The following is a 22372-nucleotide window of genomic DNA, read 5'->3' as shown; positions in this document are numbered from 1 at the left end:
CACCCACCGCACGAAAAGGTTGCCGGGGCGTATCAGCTTCCGGAATAGAGGAGACACCAGTAATGGTGAAGAACACAACAGAAGAACCCGTAGTTTCAGAGCATCACGAGCCGGAGGAAACGTCCGGCTCGCTCGAGAGCGCTGCTGCCACCGAACAGGCTGAGGCCTCTGGCGAGGCCCAGCCAGTCGAGGGCGTTGCCGAGAGCAACGAGCCCGCGCCTGCCGCCCCCGTGGTGAAGTCGCTGGCCGAGATGACGCCCGAGGAGCGCTTCCGCGCGACCACGAAGCTCATCTTCCTGGCTCCCGACGTGCCGCCGATCCCGCCGCGCCCGCGTCGCAGCGAGATCTTCCGCAGTGACGCACAGCGTGCAGAGGAGCACGAACCGCGTCGCAGCGAGGGCCGTCGCAGTGAGGGCTACCGCAACGACAGTAACCGCGGGGACTCCTTCCGTGGCGACTCGTTCCGTGCCGACTCCTACCGAGGCGATTCGTTCCGCGGGGATGCTCGCCGCAGCGAGCCGCGCCGCGACGCCCACGTGAGCGACTTCCGTCAGCTCGACGAGCTGCTCGACGATCATGCGCCGCAGGATCACGAGGCGCACGATGCCGATAGCGACCGATCCGGATCGCGTCGCACGCGCCGCCGTGACATCGATGAAGATGCGCCGCGCCGTGAGCGTCGTCAGGCCCCAGTCATCACCGAGCCGCAGAAGGTGCGGGGTTCGACCCGCCTGGAGGCGAAGAAGCAGCGTCGCCGCGACGGCCGTGACGCCGGCCGCCGCCGCAGCGTGATCACGGAGTCAGAGTTCCTCGCACGCCGCGAGGCAGTGGACCGCGAGATGATCGTGCGCACCACGGCCGACCGCGTGCAGATTGGTGTGCTCGAAGACAAGGTGCTCGTGGAGCACTACGTCGCGCGCTCGAGCGAGAGCTCGCTCATCGGCAACGTCTACCTCGGTCGTGTGCAGAACGTGCTGCCCAGCATGGAAGCCGCCTTCGTTGACATCGGCCGCGGCCGCAATGCCGTGCTCTACTCGGGCGAGGTTGACTGGTCTGAGTTCGAGGGTGGCAACACCGCTCGCAAGATCGAGAACGCACTCAAGCCCGGTGACCAGGTCCTCGTGCAGGTTACGAAGGATCCGGTGGGCCACAAGGGTGCCCGGCTCACGAGCCAGATCTCGCTGCCCGGCCGCTTCCTGGTCTACGTACCTGGCGGGGCCATGAACGGCATCTCGCGGAAGCTCCCCGACACCGAGCGTGCGCGCCTGAAGAAGATCCTCAAGGAGGTGCTGCCCGGCGGCGCCGGTGTCATCGTGCGCACCGCTGCCGAGGGTGCGACCGAGGATCAGCTGACGCACGACGTCGAGCGTCTCACCCGTCAGTGGGAGTCGATTCAGCAGCGCGTGGCCAAGGGCGGCGGGCCCGTCCTGCTGCACGCCGAGCCCGATGTCCTCATCAAGATCGTGCGTGACGTCTTCAATGAGGACTTCCACCGCATGCGCATCTCGGGTGACGAGACCTACATGGTGATCGAGAACTACCTGGGTCAGGTAGCGCCCGATCTGCTCCAGCGCGTGGATCGCTTCGAGAGCGAACGCGATATTTTTGACGAGTACCGCGTGACCGAGCAGATCTCAAAGGCGCTCGATCGCAAGGTCTGGCTGCCCTCGGGCGGATCGCTCGTGATCGATCGCACCGAAGCAATGACCGTGATCGATGTCAACACGGGTAAGTTCGTCGGTTCGGGCGGCAACCTCGAGGAGACCGTCACGAAGAACAACCTGGAGTCGGCCGAGGAGATCGTGCGCCAGCTGCGCCTGCGCGATATTGGCGGCATCATCGTGATCGACTTCATCGACATGGTGCTCGAGTCCAACCGCGACCTCGTGCTGCGTCGGCTCGTCGAATGCCTCAGCCGGGATCGTACGAAGCACCAGGTTGCCGAGGTGACCTCGCTTGGACTCGTGCAGATGACGCGTAAGAAGCTTGGCCTGGGCCTGCTGGAGTCCTTCAGTGAAGCCTGCGAGGCCTGTGCAGGCCGCGGTGTAATCGTGCAGCACGATCCGATTTCGCGCCATCGCAGCGAGGGTAACCCGCGCAACCAAAAGCGTGGCCGCAACGGCAACCAGTCGCAGCAGCAGACGCAACAGCAGCACCCGCAGCCCGCACTGCAGCACGACGCGAAGAACCAGACTCACGCGATCACCGATGGCGCGAAGAACATGCTGGCGCAGGTCGCTGCTTCAACGCTCCCCGTGAAGCACGAGGAAAGCACAGACGCGGTGGCAGAGCAGCTCGCCGCGGCAGTCGATGCCGCTGCAGCCCGCAAGGCCCGGCGTGGGAACGGTGGCGGCGCATCCGAGTCGCGTCAGGCTCAGGCACCCGCGCAGGCTCCTGCCCAGGCTCCTGCCCAGGCCCCCGCTCAGACCCAGCCCAAGGCGCAGGTGACCACGGGGCGCGTGCGCTCGGGCGCATCCGCTCAGGCCGAACGCGGCGCAGCGCAGGAGCGCGTGAGCGCCCCGGCAGCTTCTCCCGAGCCGTCAGGCTCGACTCCAGTGTCAGCTTCGACGCCCGTGTCAGCGAACGCGGCGCCAGCTGCGAATCTGCTGGATTCTGTGCTGTCTGCGCTGCCCGACGCGCCGGCCGCCGGACACGGTCGTGCCCGGCGACGCGTTTCGACGGCGCAGACGCAGGGTGGCACGGTTGCTGCGCCCCAACAGGGGGCATCTGCCCAGTCAACGCCTGCCGCAGAACCTGATCCGGCGCAGGCTGCGCAGCTCGCGCTCGCGCAGGCTCTGGACGCGACCGCAAAGCGGCGCGACGCGGCGCGTGAATAATCAGCGTGCCGCATTTGACCCGAGCCGCGACTGTGGGATAATATTGACCGTTGGTGCCACCCTTTTCTGGGCGGTAGACAGACTTCGAGCGCGACTTGGTCGCGATTCGGTATGGATGACAAACCTTAAGAAGAGGGTGTGAAGTGGTTTACGCAGTAGTTCGCGCAAGCGGCCGGCAGGAGAAGGTCGAGATTGGCTCGATCATCACGGTGAATCGTGTTGAGGGCGACGACAATGGCAAGCTTGAGCTTCCCGCTGTCCTGCTCGTCGACGGCGACAAGGTAACGACCGATGCGGCTGAGCTCGCCAAGGTTACCGTCACCGCTGAGGTGCTCAATGACCTTCGTGGCCCGAAGATCATCATTCAGCGCTACAAGAACAAGACCGGCTACAAGCGCCGCCAGGGGCACCGTCAGGATCTGACGCGCCTCAAAGTCACCGGCATTAAGTAAGCGTTTTACGCTACTACCTAAGGAGTAGAGACTCATGGCATCCAAGAAGGGCGTCGGCTCAAGCAAGAACGGCCGCGACTCAAATGCACAGCGCCTCGGCGTAAAGCGCTTCGGTGGACAGGAAGTCAACGCAGGCGAGATCATCGTCCGCCAGCGTGGCACTCGTTTCCACCCCGGCGCAAACGTCGGCCGCGGTAAGGACGACACGCTGTTCGCACTCGCTGCGGGCGCGGTTGAGTTTGGCGCGAAGGGCGGCCGCAAGGTCGTCAACATCGTGACGGCCGCCTAACCACATTAGGCAACTCACGGCGAGGCGGGCTTCGGCTCGCCTTTTGCCGTATATAGCGAGGGAATTTTTTCAGCATGGTAACGTTCGTGGACCGCGTCCAGCTCTTTTTGCAGGCGGGGCGCGGTGGTAATGGCTGCGTCTCGATTCACCGCGAAAAGTTTAAGCCAATGGCTGGGCCGGACGGTGGCGCGGGCGGGCACGGTGGCGACATCGTGCTGCTCGCAGACCCGCAGGTCACGACGCTGCTGGAGTACCACCGCCGGCCGCACATCGCAGCGAAGAACGGTGGCTACGGCGCCGGTGACTGGCGCTCCGGTGAAAACGGCGGCGAACTTGTGCTACCGGTGCCCGTCGGCACCGTGGTGAAGGACGCAGCGGGGGAGACCCTGATTGACTTCACCGAACCCGGCATGCGCTACGTCGCTGCCAAGGGTGGTGTCGGTGGCCTCGGAAATATGGATCTCGCCAGCACGAAGCGCAAAGCCCCCGGCTTTGCGCTGCTCGGCACCGCGGGTTGGACTGGTGAGGTCACCCTCGAGCTCAAGACGATCGCCGATGTTGCGTTTGTTGGCTATCCTTCAGCGGGAAAGTCGAGCTTGATTGCTGCGATGAGTGCTGCAAAGCCGAAGATCGCCGACTACCCATTCACCACGCTGCACCCCAACCTGGGTGTCGTGCAGTCGGGTGAGTACCGCTACACAGTTGCCGACGTTCCCGGGCTGATCGAGGGCGCGAGCGAGGGGCGCGGGCTGGGGCTCGACTTTCTCCGCCACGTCGAGCGCTGCAGCGCACTGCTGCACGTTCTCGACTGTGCCACGCTCGAACCCGGGCGCGATCCCATCTCTGATCTCGACGTGATTTTGGGAGAGCTCGGCGCATACCCGGTGCCCGAGGGGCAGATCCCGTTGCTCGAGCGCCCGCAGTTCATCGCGTTGAACAAGATCGATGTGCCCGAGGCACGCGAGCTCGCCGAAATGGTGCGCCCCGACCTCGAGGCACGCGGCTACCGCGTGTTCGAGATTTCCACCGCGTCGCACGAGGGACTGCGCGAGCTCGGCTTCGCGCTCGGAGCCCTCGTCGAAAGCGAGCGGGTCGCCCGTGAAGCTGAGGCCGTTGCCCAGCCCCGGATCGTGCTGACGCCCAAGCCGGTCGATCGCGTCAACTTCCGCATCAAGACTGAGGGTGGAACGTACGGCACGATCTACCGCATCTTGGGTGAGAAGCCCGAGCGCTGGGTCGAACAGACCGACTTCAAGAACGACGAGGCGATCGGATACCTCGCCGACCGTCTGCAGAAGATCGGCATCGAAGACGGCCTCGTCAAGGCGGGAGCCGTTGCCGGCTCGACCGTCGTGATTGGTCCCGGCGCTGGCGTCATCTTCGACTGGGAGCCTACCGTTACCAGTGCGGCCGAGGTGCAGACGGGCGTGCGCGGTAGCGATGACCGACTCGACCCGGTCGTGCGACGCACCAACAAGGAGCGCCGCGCTGACTACTACGAGATGATGGATGCCAAGGCGGAGGCTCGTGCCCAGCTGGAGCGGGAGCGCGAGTCGGGCATGTGGGGAGCGGATGAATGAGCGGGGACGCATCCCTGCTGCAGGCCCGCAGGGTCGTCGTCAAGGTCGGCTCTTCGTCGGTCAGTGGCGATAACGCCGGTCAGATTCCCCGGCTCGTAGCCTCGCTCGCGCGGCTGCACGCCGCCGGCGCCGAGGTGATTCTCGTCTCGAGTGGGGCGATTGCAACCGGCGTACCCTTTCTGAAGCTTGACGCGCGTCCTGATGACCTCGCGACACAGCAGGCAGCTGCAGCGGTTGGCCAGAATATTCTGGTCAACCGCTACCAGCGGGCTCTCACGACTCACGAAATCGTGGCCGGTCAGGTGCTCCTGACCGCACAAGACTTTGAGAACCCCACGCACCGAGGTAACGCGCGGCGATCGCTCGAACGCCTGTTGCAGCTCGGCATTCTGCCGATCATCAATGAGAACGATACGGTCGCAACTCACGAGATCCGGTTCGGCGATAATGACCGACTGGCCGCGCTGGTTGCACGCCTGATCTGTGCCGATCAGCTCGTGCTGCTCTCAGATGTCGATGCGCTCTACACCGCTCCGCCCAACATCGTTGGAGCCGAGCGGGTTGCACATGTGCCATACGGCGACCCGCTCGACGGCATCACGATCGGCGAAAGCCAGTCTGGCTGGGGCACCGGGGGTGCATCCACGAAGGTTCAGGCTGCCCGATTGGCAGCCGAGGCGGGAGCCGCCGTGCTACTCACCGAGACTGGCCTGTTGGCTGCAGTGCTCGACGGCGAGGACCACGGCACCGTGTTTGATGCGGCGCCGGGAGCCTACCCGGCGGCGCCACCGGTGCCAGCTGCTTCAGCGGCTCCATCGGCATAGCCGAACACGCCTCGTACTACTCCTTACGTTTCCTTAGAATCCCCACGCCCGAGCCAGTGTCGCCGGGCGCGAGATAGGCTGACCCCATGTCACACGAAGATCGGTTTTTGACTACCCTTGACCGTGCACGCGTCGCGGCGAAGTCGCTTGCTACGGTGTCGACCGCGGCAAAGAACGCCGCGCTCGCCTCGATCGCTGATGCGTTGGTGGCCAATGTCGACGATATTGTCGCGGCCAATGCGCTCGACCTCGCCCGCGGCGAGGAGCAGCAGATCGGGGCCGGTCTGCTCGACCGACTCACGCTCGATGCCGCGCGCGTTGCCGCGCTGAGCGACGCCGTGCGCGACATCATTGGCCTGCCCGACCCTGTGGGCCAGGTGGTGCGTGGGGGCACCCTCGAAAACGGGGTCGCCATCAGTCAGGTACGCGTCCCGTTTGGCGTTGTGGGCGCGATCTACGAGGCGCGCCCCAACGTGACCGTTGATATTGCGGCGCTCGCGCTTAAGAGTGGCAACGGCGCCGTGCTGCGCGGCGGCAGCGCCGCAGAGCAGACAAACCGGGTGCTCGTGCGCGTCATCCAGGACGCCGTGACGAGCGCTGGTCTCGCGGGCGACGCGATCCAGACGATCGACGAATTCGGTCGCGAGGGCGCCAGCCGGCTGATGCGTGCCCGCGGCTACGTCGACGTCTTGATTCCCCGCGGGAGCGCGGGACTCATCTCAACCGTTGTCCAAGAGTCCACGGTGCCGGTCATCGAGACCGGATCCGGCGTGGTACACGTGTTCGTCGATGAAACCGCCGACAAAGACATGGCCGTGTCCATCGTGCGCAACGCCAAGACACACCGTCCCAGCGTCTGCAACGCCGCAGAGACGCTGCTCGTGCACCGCGCTGCGGCACAGCGGCTGTTGCCGCCCATCATCGCCGCGCTGCGCGAGAAGGACGTGCGCATCGAAGCCGACGCGCGTACCCTCACGCTCGTGGGCGGCGCGCCCGGTAGCGACACGGCGGAGCCGGGATCCGGATCGATCCAAGCTGCGACAGATGCCACCTGGGAAACGGAGCATCACGCGCTCGAGATGGGCGTCAAGATTGTGGACTCGCTCGAGGATGCACTTGCGCACATCGAGCGCTACTCCACGCGACACACAGATGCGATCGTCACCGCTAACTACCGTAACGCTGAGCAGTTCCTTGCTCGGGTCGACTCCGCCGTGGTGATGGTGAACGCATCAACCCGGTTCACGGACGGCGGCGAGTTTGGCTTCGGTGCAGAGGTGGGTATTTCGACCCAGAAACTGCACGCGCGAGGGCCCATGGGTCTTGCTGAGCTGACAAGCACCAAGTGGCTTGTGCGCGGCGCGGGCCAGATTCGCTAGCCAAACCCGGTAGACTTAATCCGATTATCCAATTCGCCATGAATGCAGAGGTCTCAATGTCTGTTCTCGCCACGCTTGCTGTTGCAGCAGAAGAGGGAGGGCACGTTCTTAAGGAACTGCCGATGCCCCCAGTTATGTACGGCGTGATCGTATTTTCGATTTTCGTGGTGCTCGCTGCCGTGACTTTTTCCTTCCGTGATGTGGCGAACCGTCACTCGGCCAAGGCTGAGGCGTACGCTCGCGAGCACGGCACCCAGCAGCCCACGCACTAGTAGGTTCGGCAACCGGTGGCTACGCGGCGACGTATTGGGGTAATGGGCGGAACGTTCGACCCGATCCACAATGGTCACCTCGTCGCCGCGAGCGAGGTTGCGCAGAGCTTTGACCTCGATGAGGTCGTGTTTGTGCCGACTGGGCGACCGTGGCAGAAGAGCGGCGTGTCGCCCAGCGAGCACCGCTATCTCATGACGGTGATTGCGACGGCATCAAACCCCAGGTTCACCGTGAGTCGCGTCGATATCGACCGGAGCGGTGCCACGTACACCGTGGACACCCTGCGGGATCTGCGCAAGCAGTGGCCAGACGCCGAGTTGTTCTTCATCTCCGGTGCTGACGCGGTCGAGCAGATCGTGAGCTGGAAAGATGTCGAGCAGCTGTGGAATCTTGCACATTTTATTGCCGTTTCGCGCCCCGGGCACGAACTGTCACTGTCGGGGCTCTCGGGCAAACACATAAGCTTGTTGGAAGTTCCCGCGTTGGCGATATCATCAACCGACTGTAGGGCACGAGTAGGCCGGGGCGATCCGGTCTGGTATTTGGTCCCAGATGGTGTGGTGCAGTACATCGCCAAGTACGGGTTGTACACCGAGGAAGCGACGGAAAATGAGTGAGAACGAAGAGCAGGTACCGCTGACACGGCGGGAACGCCGTCTGCGTGAGCAGGGCGAAACCGGCGCGCTGGACCTTTCCGAGCTGGCCGCAGCCGCCGCTGAAGCGGATGCCGCGCCCGTTGTCGACCCCGAGCCCAGCATTGTTGCCGACGACATCGAGATTTCGCCGCTCAACGCTGACGGCACGCCTCGCAGCCGTCGCGAGATTCGCACCCTGCGTGAGCAGGCTCTTGCGGCCCGAACTGCGGCCCAGGAGGCGGCGGTCACCGCTGCGCCTGAGACAGAAGCAGAGTCAGAGTCTCCCGCCGAGCCGGCTGCGGCCGGGGCAGGCGAAGAGGCAGACACCGAGTCCGCGGCCGAGGTTGCTGACGTCGCTGTAGCCGACATCGATGTTGCTGACGCTGACGCTGACGTAGAGGTCGTTGACCTAGAAGTCGTCGACGCAGAGGCAGACGTCACTGTCGCACCCGAAGACGATGAGCCCGTCGAAGATTTTGATTCCCTGATTTCTCCGCCAACCGAGCCCTTCACTGTCGAAGAGCTGCGCGCAGCGGAAGCCCTGGCCGAGACCCAGGAGCCCGAGGCGGATGCCTCGCAGGATGAGTCGGAAGACGCACCGGTCGTTGCCGATACGGCCACTCCGGCGTCAGGCGGCAAGTCGCGCCTCAAATTTTGGAAGCGTGACAAGGCTGCCGAAGCCGTGGTTCCGGAGCCTGCTGAGGTTGAAGCAGTCGAAGCTCAGGCTGTCGAGCCTGAGGTTGTTGAACTCGCGGCTGTCGAGCCCGAGATCACTGAGGCCGAGTCTGCTGAGGCAAGCGCCGAGGCAGTCGAAGGTGAGCCCGAGGCTCCCGCGGTAGACGACGTCAACGAAGACGCCGCCGAAACAGCTCCCGAGGAGCTCCCGGTAGCGGTAGGGGCCGCTGACGCGGAACTCGCCGACGCGGAACTCGCTGACGCGGACACCGCTGATACAGAGTCTGCTCCTGAAGAGCCGGTTGCCGAGACGGTCGCCTTTGACGCTCCTGTGGTCGACGCGCCCACGGTCGAAGAGGCCGTTGTCGTAGTCGAGGAACCAGAGCAGCAGCCGAAAGAGACGTACTCGTTTCCTGACATCGCGCCCCCCGAAGAGTGGCGCTCGGTGTTTGACGATCCGGCGACCCGCAACGTGCCCTCACCCGCCGAGGAGCCCCAGGGCGACTTCGACGACCTGATCTCGCGTGCGGTGGCACAGGAGGGCTCGACCAACGGCACTTCTGCGCTGATCCTGCCCACGATGCCCGAAGACACCGGTGGGCTCACGGGCCCGCTCGGTGCTACCGGAGAGCTCTACGTCACCGGATCACTGCGACTGCCGAAGTCGCTCGGTGAAACGGGCGGTCACGTATCGCTCCACGACTCGGCCGAGATTGATCCGATCACGGGCGCCGAGACCGTCGACGAGCACGGCACGGTAGCGGGCCCCGCTCCCGTGTCAGCGCGTCACGCGGTGAGCGCGCGCGTGGTGTCGGGCGTTCCTGCAGTGGCCAAGCCGACGAAGGAGCGCACTAAGTTGCCGCTCGTTCTGGGACTGACCGGCGGTGGACTCCTCGTCGTGGTCGTCGGACTCGGCATCTGGGGCGCCTCGAACGGCATGTTCGGTTAATTCGCCGCCACATCATCCGGCAGCAATGTCATCATCACTACTACGGGAGCACCCCCTGAATAACGAAGCAAGCCACAGCCAGCAGGTCCGAGAGGCGCTGGGCGTTGCCCTGCGCGCCGCCGACTCTAAGGGCGCCACCGAGCCGGTCGCGCTCGACGTGGCAGAGCACTTCGGCCTCGCCGACGTGTTTCTCGTCCTCACGGGTAGCGTTGAGCGCAACGTGCAGGCCATCTCAGACGAGATCGAAGACGAGATGAATGCCGCTGGCATTCGCACCATCCGGCGCGAGGGTCGGGCAACCGGCCGCTGGGTGCTGCTCGACTTCGGCGACATTATGGTGCACATCTTCCACAACGAAGAACGCGACTTCTACCAGCTCGAGCGTCTGTGGCAGGACTGCCCGGTCATGGAAATCGAAAGCCTGATGACTGCTCAGTAAGTCCCCACGCACAATACACGCGCGGCCTCCCTTCGGGGAGGCCGCGCGTTGTCGTTTAGTTGGCCAATCCGACCTTCGGCTTCGCCCAGGATCGACCCTGGGTGTCCTTGAGAATGGCATATTCGACGTCCACGTGTGGCTCGATGGCGCTGTACTTGTCGTTGGGTGCACCGATCACGAGTTGGAAGCCCAGCCCGCGCCAAGCCCCAATGGCGCGCTTCGTGAAGTGCGCGTCAGCCTTGATGAGTGCCTCGTCGAGGAACACCGGTGCGTACCGTGGGCGTTCCGAGCCAGCGTCACCCAGCTGGTATCGCAGCGCGGCGCCCACAATGAACGCGATCAGCTCTTGGGACTCGCCGCCCGACTTCTCACCGATGTGATCGTAGAGCGCCGCATGGGCTCCAGTTACGGCATGCACCTTCTCGGCACTCACGCGCACGTGATTGCGCACGTCAATAAGTTCGGAGAAATCGGGTGAGCTGCGCCGGATCCGCCCGATCAAGCGCTCCATGCGGCCGTAGGCGCGCTCGCGCTCCTCTTCGGTGGCAGCCGAAACGATGAGCCCGCGCACGTCGCGCAGTTCACGGCGGAAGCGGCGACGTGCGTCACTCTGGTGCTCCCGCGGCGTGATCTGCAGGCGGTGATCGTCGTCGTAGAACGGGAGATCGCGCATGATCTGGTTGATGGGCTCGATACGCTCGCGGATCTCGCGCAGCGCCCGCCCCAGGGAAGAATCGAGGCTTGTCAGGTCATTGCCCGAGAGATTGAGGAGACTATCTTTCCACTCCGCCTCAAGCTCGTGCAATCCGCTCGCCTCGAGTTCGGCCAGGATCCGCTCGAAGTCGGGCAGCGACGAATCGGGGTCTGCCCGCAGGTTCGGGTTGGGCCAGTTCTCGAGGAAGCGCTCGAGCGTGCGGCTGAGGGCCTCGCGCTGATCGACGAGGGACTCCTTGGCCGTGCGGCGGTCGTCAGACAGCTGCCGTGAGGCGGCCTCCAGCGCGGCGTCGAAGCGTGCGAGGGTACGGGTGCTCGGCACACCGTCGGCCGCTGCATCGGTCTCGGGGGTGAAGCGGTCACCGAGATAGGCCGCCTGGGCGGGGGAGAGCTTGCGCCCGTCATCCTCGGCTGCATCGACGAGGCCCTGGGCGAGGTCGACCTCGTCGGTAATGTCGGCCCACTGGGATGCAGCCCGCTCCTGGTCGCTGTGCGCGCGGCCGATCGCCTGCTGGAGCTTGGCTACCTTGCGCTTTGCGGCCGCGATCTGCTGCTGGAGGCCCGAGATCTCGGAGCTTCCGGCAGCGGCCTCGGCGATGATGCCGGTCCAGCGCTCGCGCTCGGCTTCAACGCTGGCTTCGTCGATGTCGTCCCACGACGTCTCTGCGAGCTTCGCGAACGCTGCCTGACGCTCGTCGAGGCGGTCGAGGGCGGCCGCCGCCGCGCGCTCGCGTTCGACAGCCTCGGCCTGGTCGGCCCGAGCCGACAGGATCTCGTCGGTGAGCTCTTCGATCCGGCGCTGATTCGAGAACCCCAGCACGCTCGCGCGCCCGTGCCCGCCGTGCGAGCCGCGGCGGCCGCGGGTGAGCTGGCCCGTGATGGTGATGGCTTGCGCGTGCTTGCCCAGTTCACCGGGTTCGGTGACGCACACGAACCCGAACTGCTGTTCGAGTCGCTCCTGCAGCCAGCCGGTGAAGGTGGAATCGCGGTAGTCGAGGCGCCCCGGCAAAGAGACGGGGTCGAGGCCCGTGCGACGGGGCTGCTCGGTGGGGACCCCCTCGTAGCGCACACGGACGCGAGTTTGGACGTCGTTGATCGCGCCGCGGAACGCGGGTACCCGATCCTGGTCGACGAGAATGGTCGTGGCGAAGCCGCCCAGGGCGAGCCCGAAGGCATCACGCCACGGCTCGTACTCGGCACGCACCTCGACGAGCTCGCCCACGAAGGGGAGATCGCCAGGGTCGATCCCGGCGGCCTGCGCGAGCACGGCGCGCGCCTCGTGCAGTGCGGGCGGAATATTGTCGTTCTGGCCGGCCAGTTGGGTCAGGTCGGCCTCGAGAGCCGCCACGAGCGTCTCAGCGGCGCGGGAGGCCGCGCGTGCCTCGGCGTAGGTGTCGCGGGCGGCCGACTTCGCATCGTCGCTCGTGAGGGCGGTGCGGGCGCGCTTCACGAGCTTCTCGAAGCTGGCGCGAGTGGCCACGTCTTCACCCAGGGCCTCGCACAGCGCCCGCACGCGCACGCGTGCCTGCTGTACGGACGCGAGGCGGCGTTCCACGTCGCGTAGCTCGCGCTCGGCGGATTCGAGGCGTTCGCCGCCCGCCCCGCGCAGCACCTCCACGAGTCCGTCGCGCTCGGCCTCTGCGGCGTCCGCGAGTGCCTGCTGCTCGCGGACGGCTGCGTCGGCGGTGCTTTTCGCGCGCTGCAGCGCCGCCTCGGTCTCGCGCAGCAGCCGGAGGCGGTGCTCGGCGCGCCAGAGGGAGGCGAGCGACGCGGGGTCGGTGAGCTGACCGACCTCGTCGAGAATGCGCAGCCGGTCGAAGGCCTCGTCGATGCGGGTGCGAATGGTGCGGATCGGGCGCAGCGCGTGCACCTGCCGCTGCGCGGTGACCATGCGCGTGCGGGTGCCCTCGAGCTCGTCGAAGTGCGCGACGACCGCGTCCGCCGCAGCCATGGTCTCGGGCTCCTCGAGCACCATGCGCTTGTAGAGTTCGTCGACCGTGGTGATCTGCTGGCCGGCCTGGATACGGGCGAGCAAGCTCATCGCCTTCGCACCCGCACCAGCTGCCCCGATGCCGAGCACTGAGTGAAGCTTGGCGGTGAACTCGCGGTCGGTCGCCACGGTCTCGAGTCCGCAGGCGCGCACCTGGGCGTCGCTGAGGCGCTGCGCGGCCGCGGGGGCGAGATCTGCGAGGTCGAACGCGCCGTCGACGCTCGCGCGCACCCGCACGGTGTCCTCGACGACGCGTGCGCCAGCGGGAATGTACCAGGCGCGCACTGCGGTGAACTTCGAGCCGTCGTGGTCGACCCAGGTCATCGCAATCGCGGTCCACGTGTCGGTGTCATCACCGCGCATGACGCGTACCCGCGTGCCCTGCTCGGTGCGGGTCTCATCGATCTTGCCGCGCCCGTAGGAGAGGATGTTGCGCTGGTCTTCGCCGCGCGGGCGGCCCGTGACGCCACCGTTTGATGCGCCGTTGAAAGGGGTGGTGTGCGGCATCATGAGGGCGATGTACGCGTCCATGAGCGTCGACTTGCCCGATCCGGAGCCGCCGCACAGCAGCGTCGCGCCGGGGGAGAAGCGCACCCGGTGCGCGCCGTCGTAGCCGCCCCAGTTGACGAGCTGCAGCTCGTGCGCGAGCCACTGCTGGCCCCGTGAAGCCGCGGGAATCAGGCCGAAGAGGGTGTCGAGCATGGTCACAGTGTGTGGTCTCCTCGGGGATCAAGCAGGGGCGCGGAGGGGGTGTCCGCGGAGTTCGAATCTGCGGAGGCCGTGGTGGGGCGCTGGGCGGCCGCGGTCTGCTGCCGCAGCCAGTCTGAGAGCTCGCGCAGGCGATCGGCGCTCAGCACGATCTCCACGAGCGAGCTGACCAGATAGCGGCCCTCGGATTCCTCGGTGACGATGCCCTCCTGCCGCAGCCGGGCGAGCGCGGCGCGCACCGCCTTCTGGCGCCGCGCAATGTCGCCGTCTGCCGCGGTGAAGTAAGTGAGCACGGTCTGCTCGATCTCCTCGACGTCGATGCGCACCGATGGCTCGCCCGCGGTCGACTCGCGCTGAAACACCGTCCGCAGGTAGACGAGTACGAGCGTCTCGGCCCGGGTGTACGCCTCGTCCCGCAGCAAGATCGGCACGTCGAGCTCCTCGGAGCGCACCTGCTGCTTGTACGCGACGCCGCGTGCAGGGTCTACGACCAGGCGCACGAACAGGTCGTGCAGGCGCGACTCGATGATCTGCTGATGTTCGAGCAGCACGGCCCAGTCCTCGCTATTGCGATCCGCGAGCAAGAACCGGCGCTGCAGCAGACGCACGAGTACGCGACGCACCTCGGGAGCGAGCGAGCCGCGGTCGCCGGCAAAGGCCTGATCCGGATCCTGTTCCATCGACACCGGGGTGACGAACGGATCGGTGCTGTCCGTGAGATCAATGCCGGGCGTCGTGGTGTTGGAAGCCTCGCTGTCGAGCGCCTCGACTGGGGGCGTCGCGGGGGTGGGTTCAAACATGCGAGGGGCCCTTCGGGGAGTTCGGTGTTGCGGAGTCAGAGTCTGCGGTGTCTGCCGGTGTGTTGTCGGCCTGCACCGCAACGAAGGCGAACTTGCGGGTGGTGCCGTCGGGGCGCTGGGCGGTGACCACCGAGATGTCCTCGCGCTCGGTCATCCCGCCGCGATGCACGATCTCGAGGAGCCCGAGTAGGTCCACGGGGCGACGGGTGCCCGAGGAACCGAACGCGTCACCGAGGTCGAACGAGTCGCCGAGGCCCGCCACGTGAGCTTCGAGCTCCGGGTAATCGGGTCCGCCCCAGGCACGCGCGTCTCCCTCGCTCACGCTCGCGGCGTCGAGGACATCGGCGGCGTGTACCAGGGGGGCCGGGCCGCGAGGCGGCCGCGGATCGCTCAGCGTCTGCCGTAGATGGCCGATGTGGGCGGTGGGGAAGTGTTCGAGCGGGGTCACCCGGTCGGCGGGCTTGGACACTCGCATCCAGGACTGGAGCCCTGACATGACGCCGCGGAGCAGATCGTCGACCTCGCGATCTCGGGCGGGGTCGTGGGTGCGCACCTGGGCGGTGATGACGTGGGAGGCGCGGCGCTGGGCCGTGAGTACCTCCTGGACGCCCTGCTCCACGCGTTTGGCGATCGCGCTGAGTTCCTCGCGCTGCGCCGCATCGAGGAGCCGTGAGAACGGCTTGGCGAGCAGCTCGTGTACCTGATCGGTGAGCTCGTCGATGTGCTCGGGGTCGCCGATAAGCCTGAGTGCGCCGGCGAACGCGCGCCCCTCGGGCGTGGCCTGCATGACGTGTTGGCCGCGGTGCAGGTACTCGCGCAGCACCTCACCAGCCGGGCGCACGTCGCGGCGCAGGTCTGCGACGACGTCGCGCTGCATCGCGTTGATGGACTCGGCCACACGGGAGAAGTCTGCGGGGAGCTCGCGCGCAAGGTGCAGCACGTTCTCGGCCTCCTCGAGCAGCAGCTCGTCGTCGGCCTCCTCCACTTCGCCAGCCTGCAGGCGATCCATCTCGGCATCAAGCTCGGCCCGCTGAGCGGCGAGGTGAGCGAGGCGCAGATCCGGATCGGTCTCTGCGTGCTGGGCCAACTGATCCACCGATTCGAGCAGAGTGCGCACGCGCGAGCGCGATACGCGCCCGCCGCCGGCGCGGCCGGCGATCTCGAGGGCACCAACAGCCTGAGCTGAAAGCCGGTAGACCTCGGCCCCGTCTTCGATCTGGGGCACGAGCCAGCCCACCCGCACCCAGTAGCGGCAGATCTCCCGCCCGCTGCCTGCGGGTAGCCCTGGCTCGAGGTCGGCATAGCCGCCCACCCGCAGTTCGTCGATCATCTCGCCGACCTCGACGTGGGCGTCGGCGACCGCCACGGCGGTGCGATCGGCGGTGAACACCAGCGAGAGCGCGGCCACGACGAACGGGGCGTAGCGGCCGTGCAGCAGATCGAGCGTAGGGTTCTTGAACGCGGCGGTGGCCCGCTGATAGGCGGCGTGGGCACGCACGTTCGACATCACCTCGATGATTCAGGGGGAAACAAAAAACTCCCGGTTGAGGGCAAAAGCTCTGCAACCGGGAGTTGATGGTGGATCTGAGGGGATTCGAACCCCTGACCCCCTGCATGCCATGCAGGTGCGCTACCAACTGCGCCACAGACCCGTTGAAGTCGAAGGAATGCTCCCGCGACAACTCCTTTACTGTACACCAGGGCGGGGTGGCTGACGCAAATCGGAGGCGGTGATTGAGTGACCCCGGGCGTGCCGCCTACTCCTCGGTGAAGCGGGTGCCCTGCCCGAGTCGCTGCCTCGGGGACGAGGAGTTCTCACCGGGTATTTTGCTGTTCTCGACGCCGCTCACCCGGCGCACGAGCGTGTCGTGCCCCGTCATTCCCAAGATCTCGGTGCGCGTCTCTCGTTCGAAGGCGTGACGCTGGTGGGTGTTGCGATAGCGCAGAAAGTGGAACACGTAGAAACCGATGCCCGCGCCGGGCCCGATGAGCCACAGTGCTGAGCCGTCGCTGTCGCTGCTCCAGGGCAGCGACACATTGATCGTGGCGGTGGCCAGCCAATCGACGACGGTGGTGCTGGCGACAAAACTCGGAAACACGTTGCTCCTTTCCGCTACACAGGTAGTTGGTTACATGAAGATGCTGGCGAGGCCGCCGAGCACGGTGCCCACGATGCCAATCGCCACCGAAATGCCGATCAGTCGCCCCTGGCGAATGGGGACGCTGCCCATCGTCTCGCCGGTGCGACCGTTCACCGCGACGTAGTGGACGAGGCCCTGGCCGGCGCCTCCGCGGGGCTGGTAGTAGCTGTACAGCCATACCGGTAGGTACACGGAGACCCAGCGGGTGCCGTGCACAGTGAGCTCCTCGCGGTACCAGCGAATGCCACGGTCATAGGCCTGCGCAGCCTCGCCCGCCCGCACGCGGGCGATTGAGAGGGTCGCGTCGGCGGCCCGGGGCATGATGCCGTCGACGTCGAGGTTGCGCTTCTCCGAGGTGAACCCTCGCAGATAGTTCGCGTTGTATGCGACGGTGGCGTCGATGTCGAAGGGCTGAATCGCGTTGATCACATTGTTGGTGTTGCGAAACATGGACATGTCTGCGCGCTCGGACGAAGACTCGAGCACCAGATCGTCAACGAGTAGATCGAAACTGCGGCTCATGTCGTACACGTCGGCGTCGTACAGGGTCACCGAGTCGTTGTCGCCCCGCGACACCCTGCGGCGGCCGGTCTCGATCTCGGCTTCACCGTGCAACTCGGCATGCGCGTTCGCGTCGACCACCAGGTAGGGCAGGTAGACGCCCACCACCTCGGTCGGTTCGAACCCGCGCACGAAGGCGGGATGCGCGAAGAACTTGCGGCTCTTGACGAACGCGGAGATGTTTTCAATGGCCGTTTCGCGCGTCACACTAAAGGGCAGCACGCCGTCGGGCACCGCGCCGTTGGGGAGTTGCTCCGAGGCGGAGAGCGTGTTGCGGCACCAGTGGCAGCGCGCCTGCATCGCCTCGCCCGTGTTCACGACAACCTCGGCCCCGCAGGCCCCGCACCGTAGCGTGAGCACCTCGGATACGTCCTCGGAAATGGTGCCGGCGCCCGTGCCGATGACGCGCCCGCGCAGGTCGCCGATGGGGGAGTTGAGCGCGAACGCCTCATCAATGCGGGCCTCGTGCCACTCATAGCGACAGAAGTGGCAGGTCAGCATGCCAGTTTGGGTGCGCAGGGAAATCTCCGTGGATCCGCAGCGGGGGCATTTATCGAGGCCATCGCTCTTGCCGCTCGAGGTATCGATGTAGGCGGGCCCGTCCGGCTCCTCAAACTGCGGCGGTGGGAACTGATCCGGGGTCGTTGGCTGGTGCGGGATCGGTGACTGGCCTGGGGCCTGCTGTTGCGTCGGATCGATGGGCGGCTGCGCCGGATCAAAGCCTGGCTGTGGCTGTGGCTGTGGCTGTGGCTGCTGCGGCTGGGGCGGAGGTGCCTGTGCCCCAGGATCGCCCCAGGTGGCGTTATCGTTCATGCTTCACCCCTGAAACCTTGACGTGTCGCCCGCGGGCAATTACCCGCGGGCGTGACCGCGTGCGGCTTACAGCCCGAGCGTCTTCTTTTTGGCCGCCTCGAAATCTTCGGCGGTGATGAGCCCCTGATCGAGCATCTGCTTGTACTGGGCGAGCTTCGCGACCGGATCCTCGGCCGCTGCCGGTGCTGCTGCCGCCTCAGTCTGGGTTGCGGCGGGAGCCGCGGCCGGGGGTTGCTGCTGCTGGAAGTTCAGCGCCTGGCCCGTCATGCCGAGCCCCATGCCCATCATGGCCATGTTGCCGCCGCCCCCCTCGCCCGCGGCCTCAAAGCCGCGCGCCACCGACTGCTGCAGGAACGACCCGCCGCGATTGCCCGAAAGCGCATCGGCCTTCTTCACATCGCTCAGCAGCTTGCGGGTATCTTCGTCATACTCGACCGCCTGAATGGCGACACTGACGATCTCGAGCCCTCGCGTTGAGCGCCACTGATACCCAGCCTCAACCGCCGCCGAAAGCGACTGTGCGAATCCGAGCGAGTCGCTCTGGATGCGGGCCATACGGTTGCCCTTGGTGGGATCATTCGTATAGGCGGAGAAGGCGGGCGCGAGCGACGACACGACCTCGTTGAACAGCTGGGCGGCAGCGTCGTTATCGAGATCCGTGAAATCAAAGATCCGCGCATCGGCGCTGTAGTAGGTGTAGGGCACGAACTGCTTGACGAACAGGATCGGGTCGACGATGCGGGCCGTATAGCTGCCGCGCGTGAGTGCGCCCACCTGCGTGCCGAGAAACGCGTCATCCCAGTAAATTTCGGACTGGGTGCCAAAGCGGTTGTTAGGAAGTTCCTTGAGGCTGACGTAGAAGCCGAGCTGCTGCGCTGCCGGCTGGCCACCAAACTTGAAGCGCTCCCAAGACTGCTTAACCACGGGGGCAACGAAACCGTCGCCCGCGAACATCGACTGTGACTGGGGGTCATCGGGGCGATACTCGTACCCGCCCGGGTCAGCAATGAAACCGGTGAGCTGGCCGTCCTGAAACGTCATGAGGGCGTAGCCCTCGGGCACGATGATCTTCGAACCGTTCGTGATGATGTTCTCTGATCCGCGGGTATTGGACCCGCGCCCCGCGTTCTGACCCTTCGCGACGGCGGGAAAGAGAGCCGCAGTCGGGGCCAAGTTCTCTGGCGGCAGTAGAAAATCAAGCCACTGGTCTGCGAGCATGCCGCCCACGGCGCCGGTAAATGCCTGGATGAATCCCATGATGCCCCCTTGCAGTGCTTCGGCCGATTCTCGGCCAAAGGATTCCTGTACACCAGCCTAGCGTCACCCGGGGGTATTGCAACAGGGTGCAACTGCTGAGCGGCATAGAGTGGCTGTCATGCTCATGACAGGGATCCGGCACAGCATCGCCCGCCTATTTTGGCGGCTCTCGAAGTGGCGCCTCCAGCGCGAGGCTCCCGCGGTCACCGGGCCGCGCATCCTCCTCGGAGCGCCGCACACGTCGAACCTTGACTTCGTGTTCATGCTCGCGATCGCCTGGGATGCCCGGCTCCGCATTCACTGGCTCGGTAAGCAGGAACTGTTTCGGTGGATTGCTGGCCCCGTGATGCGAGCGCTGGGAGGCATCGCGGTCAACCGCGCGCACCCCGAGCGCGTTGTAGATCAGGTCGTGGCGCGGGTGCGAGCCGATCCGCAGTTTATGTTGGTCGTGACGCCGGAGGGCACCCGACGGGGGTCGGGATGGCGCAGCGGCTTCTATCGCATTGCATATGCGGCCGAGCTCCCGGTCAGCCTCGGCTTCGTCGACCGCACCACCCGCACCGCAGGGCTCGGCCCCACGCTCCACCTCACGGGCGACGTCGAGGCCGACATGAACCTGATCCGCGAGTTCTATCGCGACAAGGCGGGCGTGCGACCCGAGCTCCGAACCGAACCTCGGCTGCATGACGAGCCGGGGCTGACTCGGCTGCTCGCACAGACTGACTAACGCCCGAGTAGGGTAAAAAGAGGCGCCGGAGCCTCAGGTCGCCGCGATCAAGTTTCAGACGGCCGCCGCAGCGAACGACTGCTGGCGCTAACCCACACTCAAGGAGTAACGAACATGGCAGCGCCCGCGCTCACACAGGACCAGGTCGCCGACATTCTCGCCCGGTCACAAGCCGGAGAAGGCCGCGCCGCGCTCGCCGCGGCCTTCGGCGTCTCGGTCTACACGATCGATTCGGTGCGGCGGGGACGCACGACGGGCGCGACGCCCGTGGCGACGCGCGCGCTCACCACCGAGCAGGCTGAGTCGATCCGGCAGCGTCACGCCGCTGGTGAGTCGCAGACCGCGCTCGCCGCCGAGTTCGGCACGAGCCAGCAGGCCGTGAGCCAGATCGTGCGCGGCATCACGTACCGAAACTAACCGGCGCTGACCGGCCCGGGGGCGTGCGCCCCCGGGATCGCGAGAATATGGGCTGCGGCGTGTGAACCCGCGAGCGCAGCAGCGACCGGATCCGGATCCCGGGCGTACGCCGCCAAGAAGCCCGCCGCGAAGTGGTCGCCCGCGCCCGTCGTGTCAATGATCTCGGGCACGCGCGGCACCGGCACCTCCCGGGTTGCCGAAGCCGTGCGCAGCAGTATCGGGTCCCCGCCCCGCTTCACCACCCAGGTGCATGCGCGCGGCGGCGCGGATCCACCCTCGAGACCGAGCACCTCGGCCTCCTCGGCGTTGGCGAACAGCACGGTCGGGGCAATGCGGCGCAGCAAATCGAGCACCCGCCCGCGCCCCATCCCCCGAATGAGGCCGACCGACGACACGTCAACGCTCAGCGGAATGCCTCGCGCCGTGGCCTGCGCGCAGAGCCGTTCAAACACCGCCGATTCGCGCGTCGAGTCGAAGCCGTAGAGCGGCACGTGGAGCCAGTCGAGCCCGTCGAGCCACAAAGGATCGAACGGGGTTACCGCGCGGGCGGTTGAGCGATCCGGCATCATGGTGCGCTCGCCAGAGGCGTCAATCAGAATCACGATCGTGTCGCTGCGCTCGCCGCGTTGAGCCCGCACGTCGACCCCCGAGTCGGCGAGATCGCGCACGAGTCCGTCGCCCACCGCATCGCTCCCGACGCGAGTGATGAGGCGTGAACCGCAGTCGTGCACGGCGAGTGCGTGGGCCACGTTGGCTGCACTGCCGCCGCGCACGCGAAAGATCTGCGAGGGGGTGTCGGTGCCGTAGGCGACCTCGCCGCCGAGCCACACGATGACGTCCTCAACGAGGTCACCCGCGACTCCCACGGTGGGAACTGATGCTGTGGAGGTTGGCGCGCCGGGATGCTGGGTCACGGCCGCCCGCCCGCGCCGCCCGTGAGCTCGGCCGCGATCAGGGCGCCAAGCGCAACATTGCCGCGATACGCGGCGAGGTTCGCGCGCATGCTCTCGCCCTGCGTGTGTGTCGCGATGTAGTCGAGCAGGAACGGGGTCGTGTCGTTGCCCGCGATGCCCCGGTTCTCGGCCTCGGCCCAGGCCTGCGCGAGGATCGCGTCGTGCATCTCGGGGTCGAGCTGCTCGGACTCGGGGACCGGGTTCGCCACGAGCAGGGTCGAATTGATGTGGAGCGCATCGCGGGCCTCGGCCATGCGCGCGACCTCGCTCGGTGAGTCCGCCGAATACTCGAGGTTATATCCCGAATCAGCGACGTAAAACCCGGGGTAGTGGGTGGTGCGATATCCGACCACCGCGAGGTTGAGGGTTTCCAATCGCTCGAGCGTGAGCCCGATATCGAGAATCGATTTAACGCCCGCGCTGACGACCACGATGGGCAGCGTTGCAAGCGTACCGAGGTCGGCTGACTCGTCGAAGCTGGTCTCGGCGCCGCGATGTACCCCGCCCAGCCCGCCGGTCGAGAACACTCGCACCCCCGCGAGGTGCGCCAAGTAACCAGTGGCGGCGACGGTGGTGCCTGCGCTCAGTCGTTTGCCCGCGACAATGGGCAGGTCGCGCAGGCTCGCCTTCACCGCCGAGTCATCACGTGAGAGCTGCACGATCTCATCGCTCGACAGCCCCACGGTCGGGCGCCCCTCGACGACCCCGATGGTGGCCGGCACGACTCCCGCCTCGCGCACCTGTTGCTCGGTTGCGAGGGCCAGCTCTTCGTTGTGCGGGCGTGGCAGGCCGTGCGTGAAAATCGTGGACTCGAGGGCGAGCACGGGCTTGCCCGCGGCGACGGCGTCACGCACTTCATCTGACACGTGTAGCAGACCTTGAGACATGTTGGGGTTGCCTTTCCAAGCGATCGCACCGTTGCGATGACGCGTGCGGCCACCATACGCCGCAAAACCCGC

At 66.3% G+C, this 22372-nt stretch carries 20 protein-coding genes and 1 tRNA gene; 12 read left to right on the top strand and 9 right to left on the bottom strand.

The window, feature by feature from the left end:
• The first annotated feature begins 62 nt into the window (after positions 1–62).
• The 10 genes from C795_RS16165 to rsfS all read left to right on the top strand — a co-directional run bounded on the left by C795_RS16165 (position 63) and on the right by rsfS (position 10332).
• Positions 63–2837 (top strand): Rne/Rng family ribonuclease, encoded by a 2775-nt coding sequence (locus C795_RS16165; RefSeq protein ID WP_017794369.1) that lies wholly within the window; start codon positions 63–65, stop codon positions 2835–2837.
• A 143-nt stretch (positions 2838–2980) separates the two neighbouring features.
• Positions 2981–3289 carry a 50S ribosomal protein L21 gene (rplU, locus tag C795_RS0113975; RefSeq protein WP_017794368.1) on the top strand — a complete coding sequence of 103 codons (309 nt, stop codon included), beginning with the start codon at positions 2981–2983 and terminating at the stop codon, positions 3287–3289.
• 34 nt (positions 3290–3323) lie between these two features.
• A complete protein-coding gene (gene rpmA, locus C795_RS0113970; protein ID WP_017794367.1) occupies positions 3324–3578 on the top strand; it encodes a 50S ribosomal protein L27 in 255 nt (84 codons plus the stop codon).
• A 74-nt stretch (positions 3579–3652) separates the two neighbouring features.
• A complete protein-coding gene (obgE, locus tag C795_RS0113965) occupies positions 3653–5158 on the top strand; it encodes a GTPase ObgE (protein ID WP_017794366.1) in 1506 nt (501 codons plus the stop codon).
• Positions 5155–5982, top strand: a complete 828-nt coding sequence (gene proB / locus C795_RS0113960) for a glutamate 5-kinase (RefSeq protein WP_017794365.1) — start codon at positions 5155–5157, stop codon at positions 5980–5982. The genes obgE and proB overlap by 4 nt, the downstream gene beginning before the upstream one ends.
• 86 nt (positions 5983–6068) lie before the next feature.
• A complete protein-coding gene (locus C795_RS0113955) occupies positions 6069–7361 on the top strand; it encodes a glutamate-5-semialdehyde dehydrogenase (protein ID WP_017794364.1) in 1293 nt (430 codons plus the stop codon).
• 122 nt (positions 7362–7483) lie between these two features.
• Positions 7484–7633, top strand: a complete 150-nt coding sequence (locus C795_RS0113950; protein WP_232225499.1) for a hypothetical protein — start codon at positions 7484–7486, stop codon at positions 7631–7633.
• A 15-nt stretch (positions 7634–7648) separates the two neighbouring features.
• The gene (gene nadD, locus C795_RS0113945; RefSeq protein ID WP_026139700.1) at positions 7649–8251 is read left to right on the top strand and encodes a nicotinate-nucleotide adenylyltransferase; all 603 of its coding nucleotides are present in this window, start codon (positions 7649–7651) and stop codon (positions 8249–8251) included.
• On the top strand, positions 8244–9893 hold the full coding sequence (locus tag C795_RS0113940) for a hypothetical protein (RefSeq protein ID WP_026139699.1): 1650 nt from the start codon (positions 8244–8246) through the stop codon (positions 9891–9893). The genes nadD and C795_RS0113940 overlap by 8 nt, the downstream gene beginning before the upstream one ends.
• Positions 9894–9918: 25 nt before the next feature.
• On the top strand, positions 9919–10332 hold the full coding sequence (rsfS, locus tag C795_RS0113935; protein WP_017794361.1) for a ribosome silencing factor: 414 nt from the start codon (positions 9919–9921) through the stop codon (positions 10330–10332).
• Between the two features lie 55 nt (positions 10333–10387).
• Here the strand turns inward: rsfS and C795_RS0113930 are convergent, their stop codons facing one another.
• The 7 genes from C795_RS0113930 to C795_RS0113900 form a co-directional block, all read right to left on the bottom strand.
• Positions 10388–13744 carry an ATP-binding protein gene (locus C795_RS0113930; protein ID WP_017794360.1) on the bottom strand — a complete coding sequence of 1119 codons (3357 nt, stop codon included), beginning with the start codon at positions 13742–13744 and terminating at the stop codon, positions 10388–10390.
• Entirely contained in the window at positions 13741–14544 is an 804-nt protein-coding gene (locus C795_RS0113925; protein ID WP_017794359.1) for a DUF4194 domain-containing protein, read from the bottom strand. Before C795_RS0113925 ends, C795_RS0113930 begins: the two co-directional genes overlap by 4 nt.
• A complete protein-coding gene (locus C795_RS0113920; RefSeq protein WP_017794358.1) occupies positions 14537–16051 on the bottom strand; it encodes a DUF3375 domain-containing protein in 1515 nt (504 codons plus the stop codon). The genes C795_RS0113925 and C795_RS0113920 overlap by 8 nt, the downstream gene beginning before the upstream one ends.
• A 69-nt stretch (positions 16052–16120) precedes the next feature.
• A tRNA-Ala gene (locus C795_RS0113915) sits at positions 16121–16196 on the bottom strand.
• Between the two features lie 105 nt (positions 16197–16301).
• Positions 16302–16643 carry a hypothetical protein gene (locus C795_RS0113910; RefSeq protein WP_017794357.1) on the bottom strand — a complete coding sequence of 114 codons (342 nt, stop codon included), beginning with the start codon at positions 16641–16643 and terminating at the stop codon, positions 16302–16304.
• A gap of 30 nt (positions 16644–16673) precedes the next feature.
• Positions 16674–18059, bottom strand: coding sequence for a TFIIB-type zinc ribbon-containing protein (locus tag C795_RS0113905; protein WP_026139696.1), 1386 nt, complete (start codon positions 18057–18059; stop codon positions 16674–16676).
• A gap of 66 nt (positions 18060–18125) precedes the next feature.
• Complete coding sequence (locus tag C795_RS0113900; protein WP_017794355.1) at positions 18126–19316, bottom strand: SPFH domain-containing protein; 1191 nt, start codon at positions 19314–19316, stop codon at positions 18126–18128.
• A 118-nt stretch (positions 19317–19434) separates the two neighbouring features.
• Between C795_RS0113900 and C795_RS0113895 the strand changes: the two genes are divergently transcribed.
• Positions 19435–20043, top strand: coding sequence for a 1-acyl-sn-glycerol-3-phosphate acyltransferase (locus tag C795_RS0113895; protein ID WP_017794354.1), 609 nt, complete (start codon positions 19435–19437; stop codon positions 20041–20043).
• 114 nt (positions 20044–20157) lie between these two features.
• Positions 20158–20460, top strand: coding sequence for a helix-turn-helix domain-containing protein (locus tag C795_RS0113890; protein ID WP_017794353.1), 303 nt, complete (start codon positions 20158–20160; stop codon positions 20458–20460).
• Here the strand turns inward: C795_RS0113890 and C795_RS0113885 are convergent.
• A complete protein-coding gene (locus C795_RS0113885) occupies positions 20457–21374 on the bottom strand; it encodes a carbohydrate kinase family protein (RefSeq protein WP_017794352.1) in 918 nt (305 codons plus the stop codon). The genes C795_RS0113890 and C795_RS0113885 overlap by 4 nt on opposite strands.
• A complete protein-coding gene (locus C795_RS0113880) occupies positions 21371–22300 on the bottom strand; it encodes a pseudouridine-5'-phosphate glycosidase (protein WP_026139694.1) in 930 nt (309 codons plus the stop codon). Before C795_RS0113880 ends, C795_RS0113885 begins: the two co-directional genes overlap by 4 nt.
• Positions 22301–22372 lie beyond the last annotated feature (72 nt).

This window comes from Leucobacter salsicius M1-8 (assembly GCF_000350525.1).
Taxonomy (GTDB): domain Bacteria; phylum Actinomycetota; class Actinomycetes; order Actinomycetales; family Microbacteriaceae; genus Leucobacter; species Leucobacter salsicius.
The sequence above is the reverse complement of the archived record's forward strand: the minus strand, read 5'-3'. Positions and strand labels throughout refer to the sequence as shown.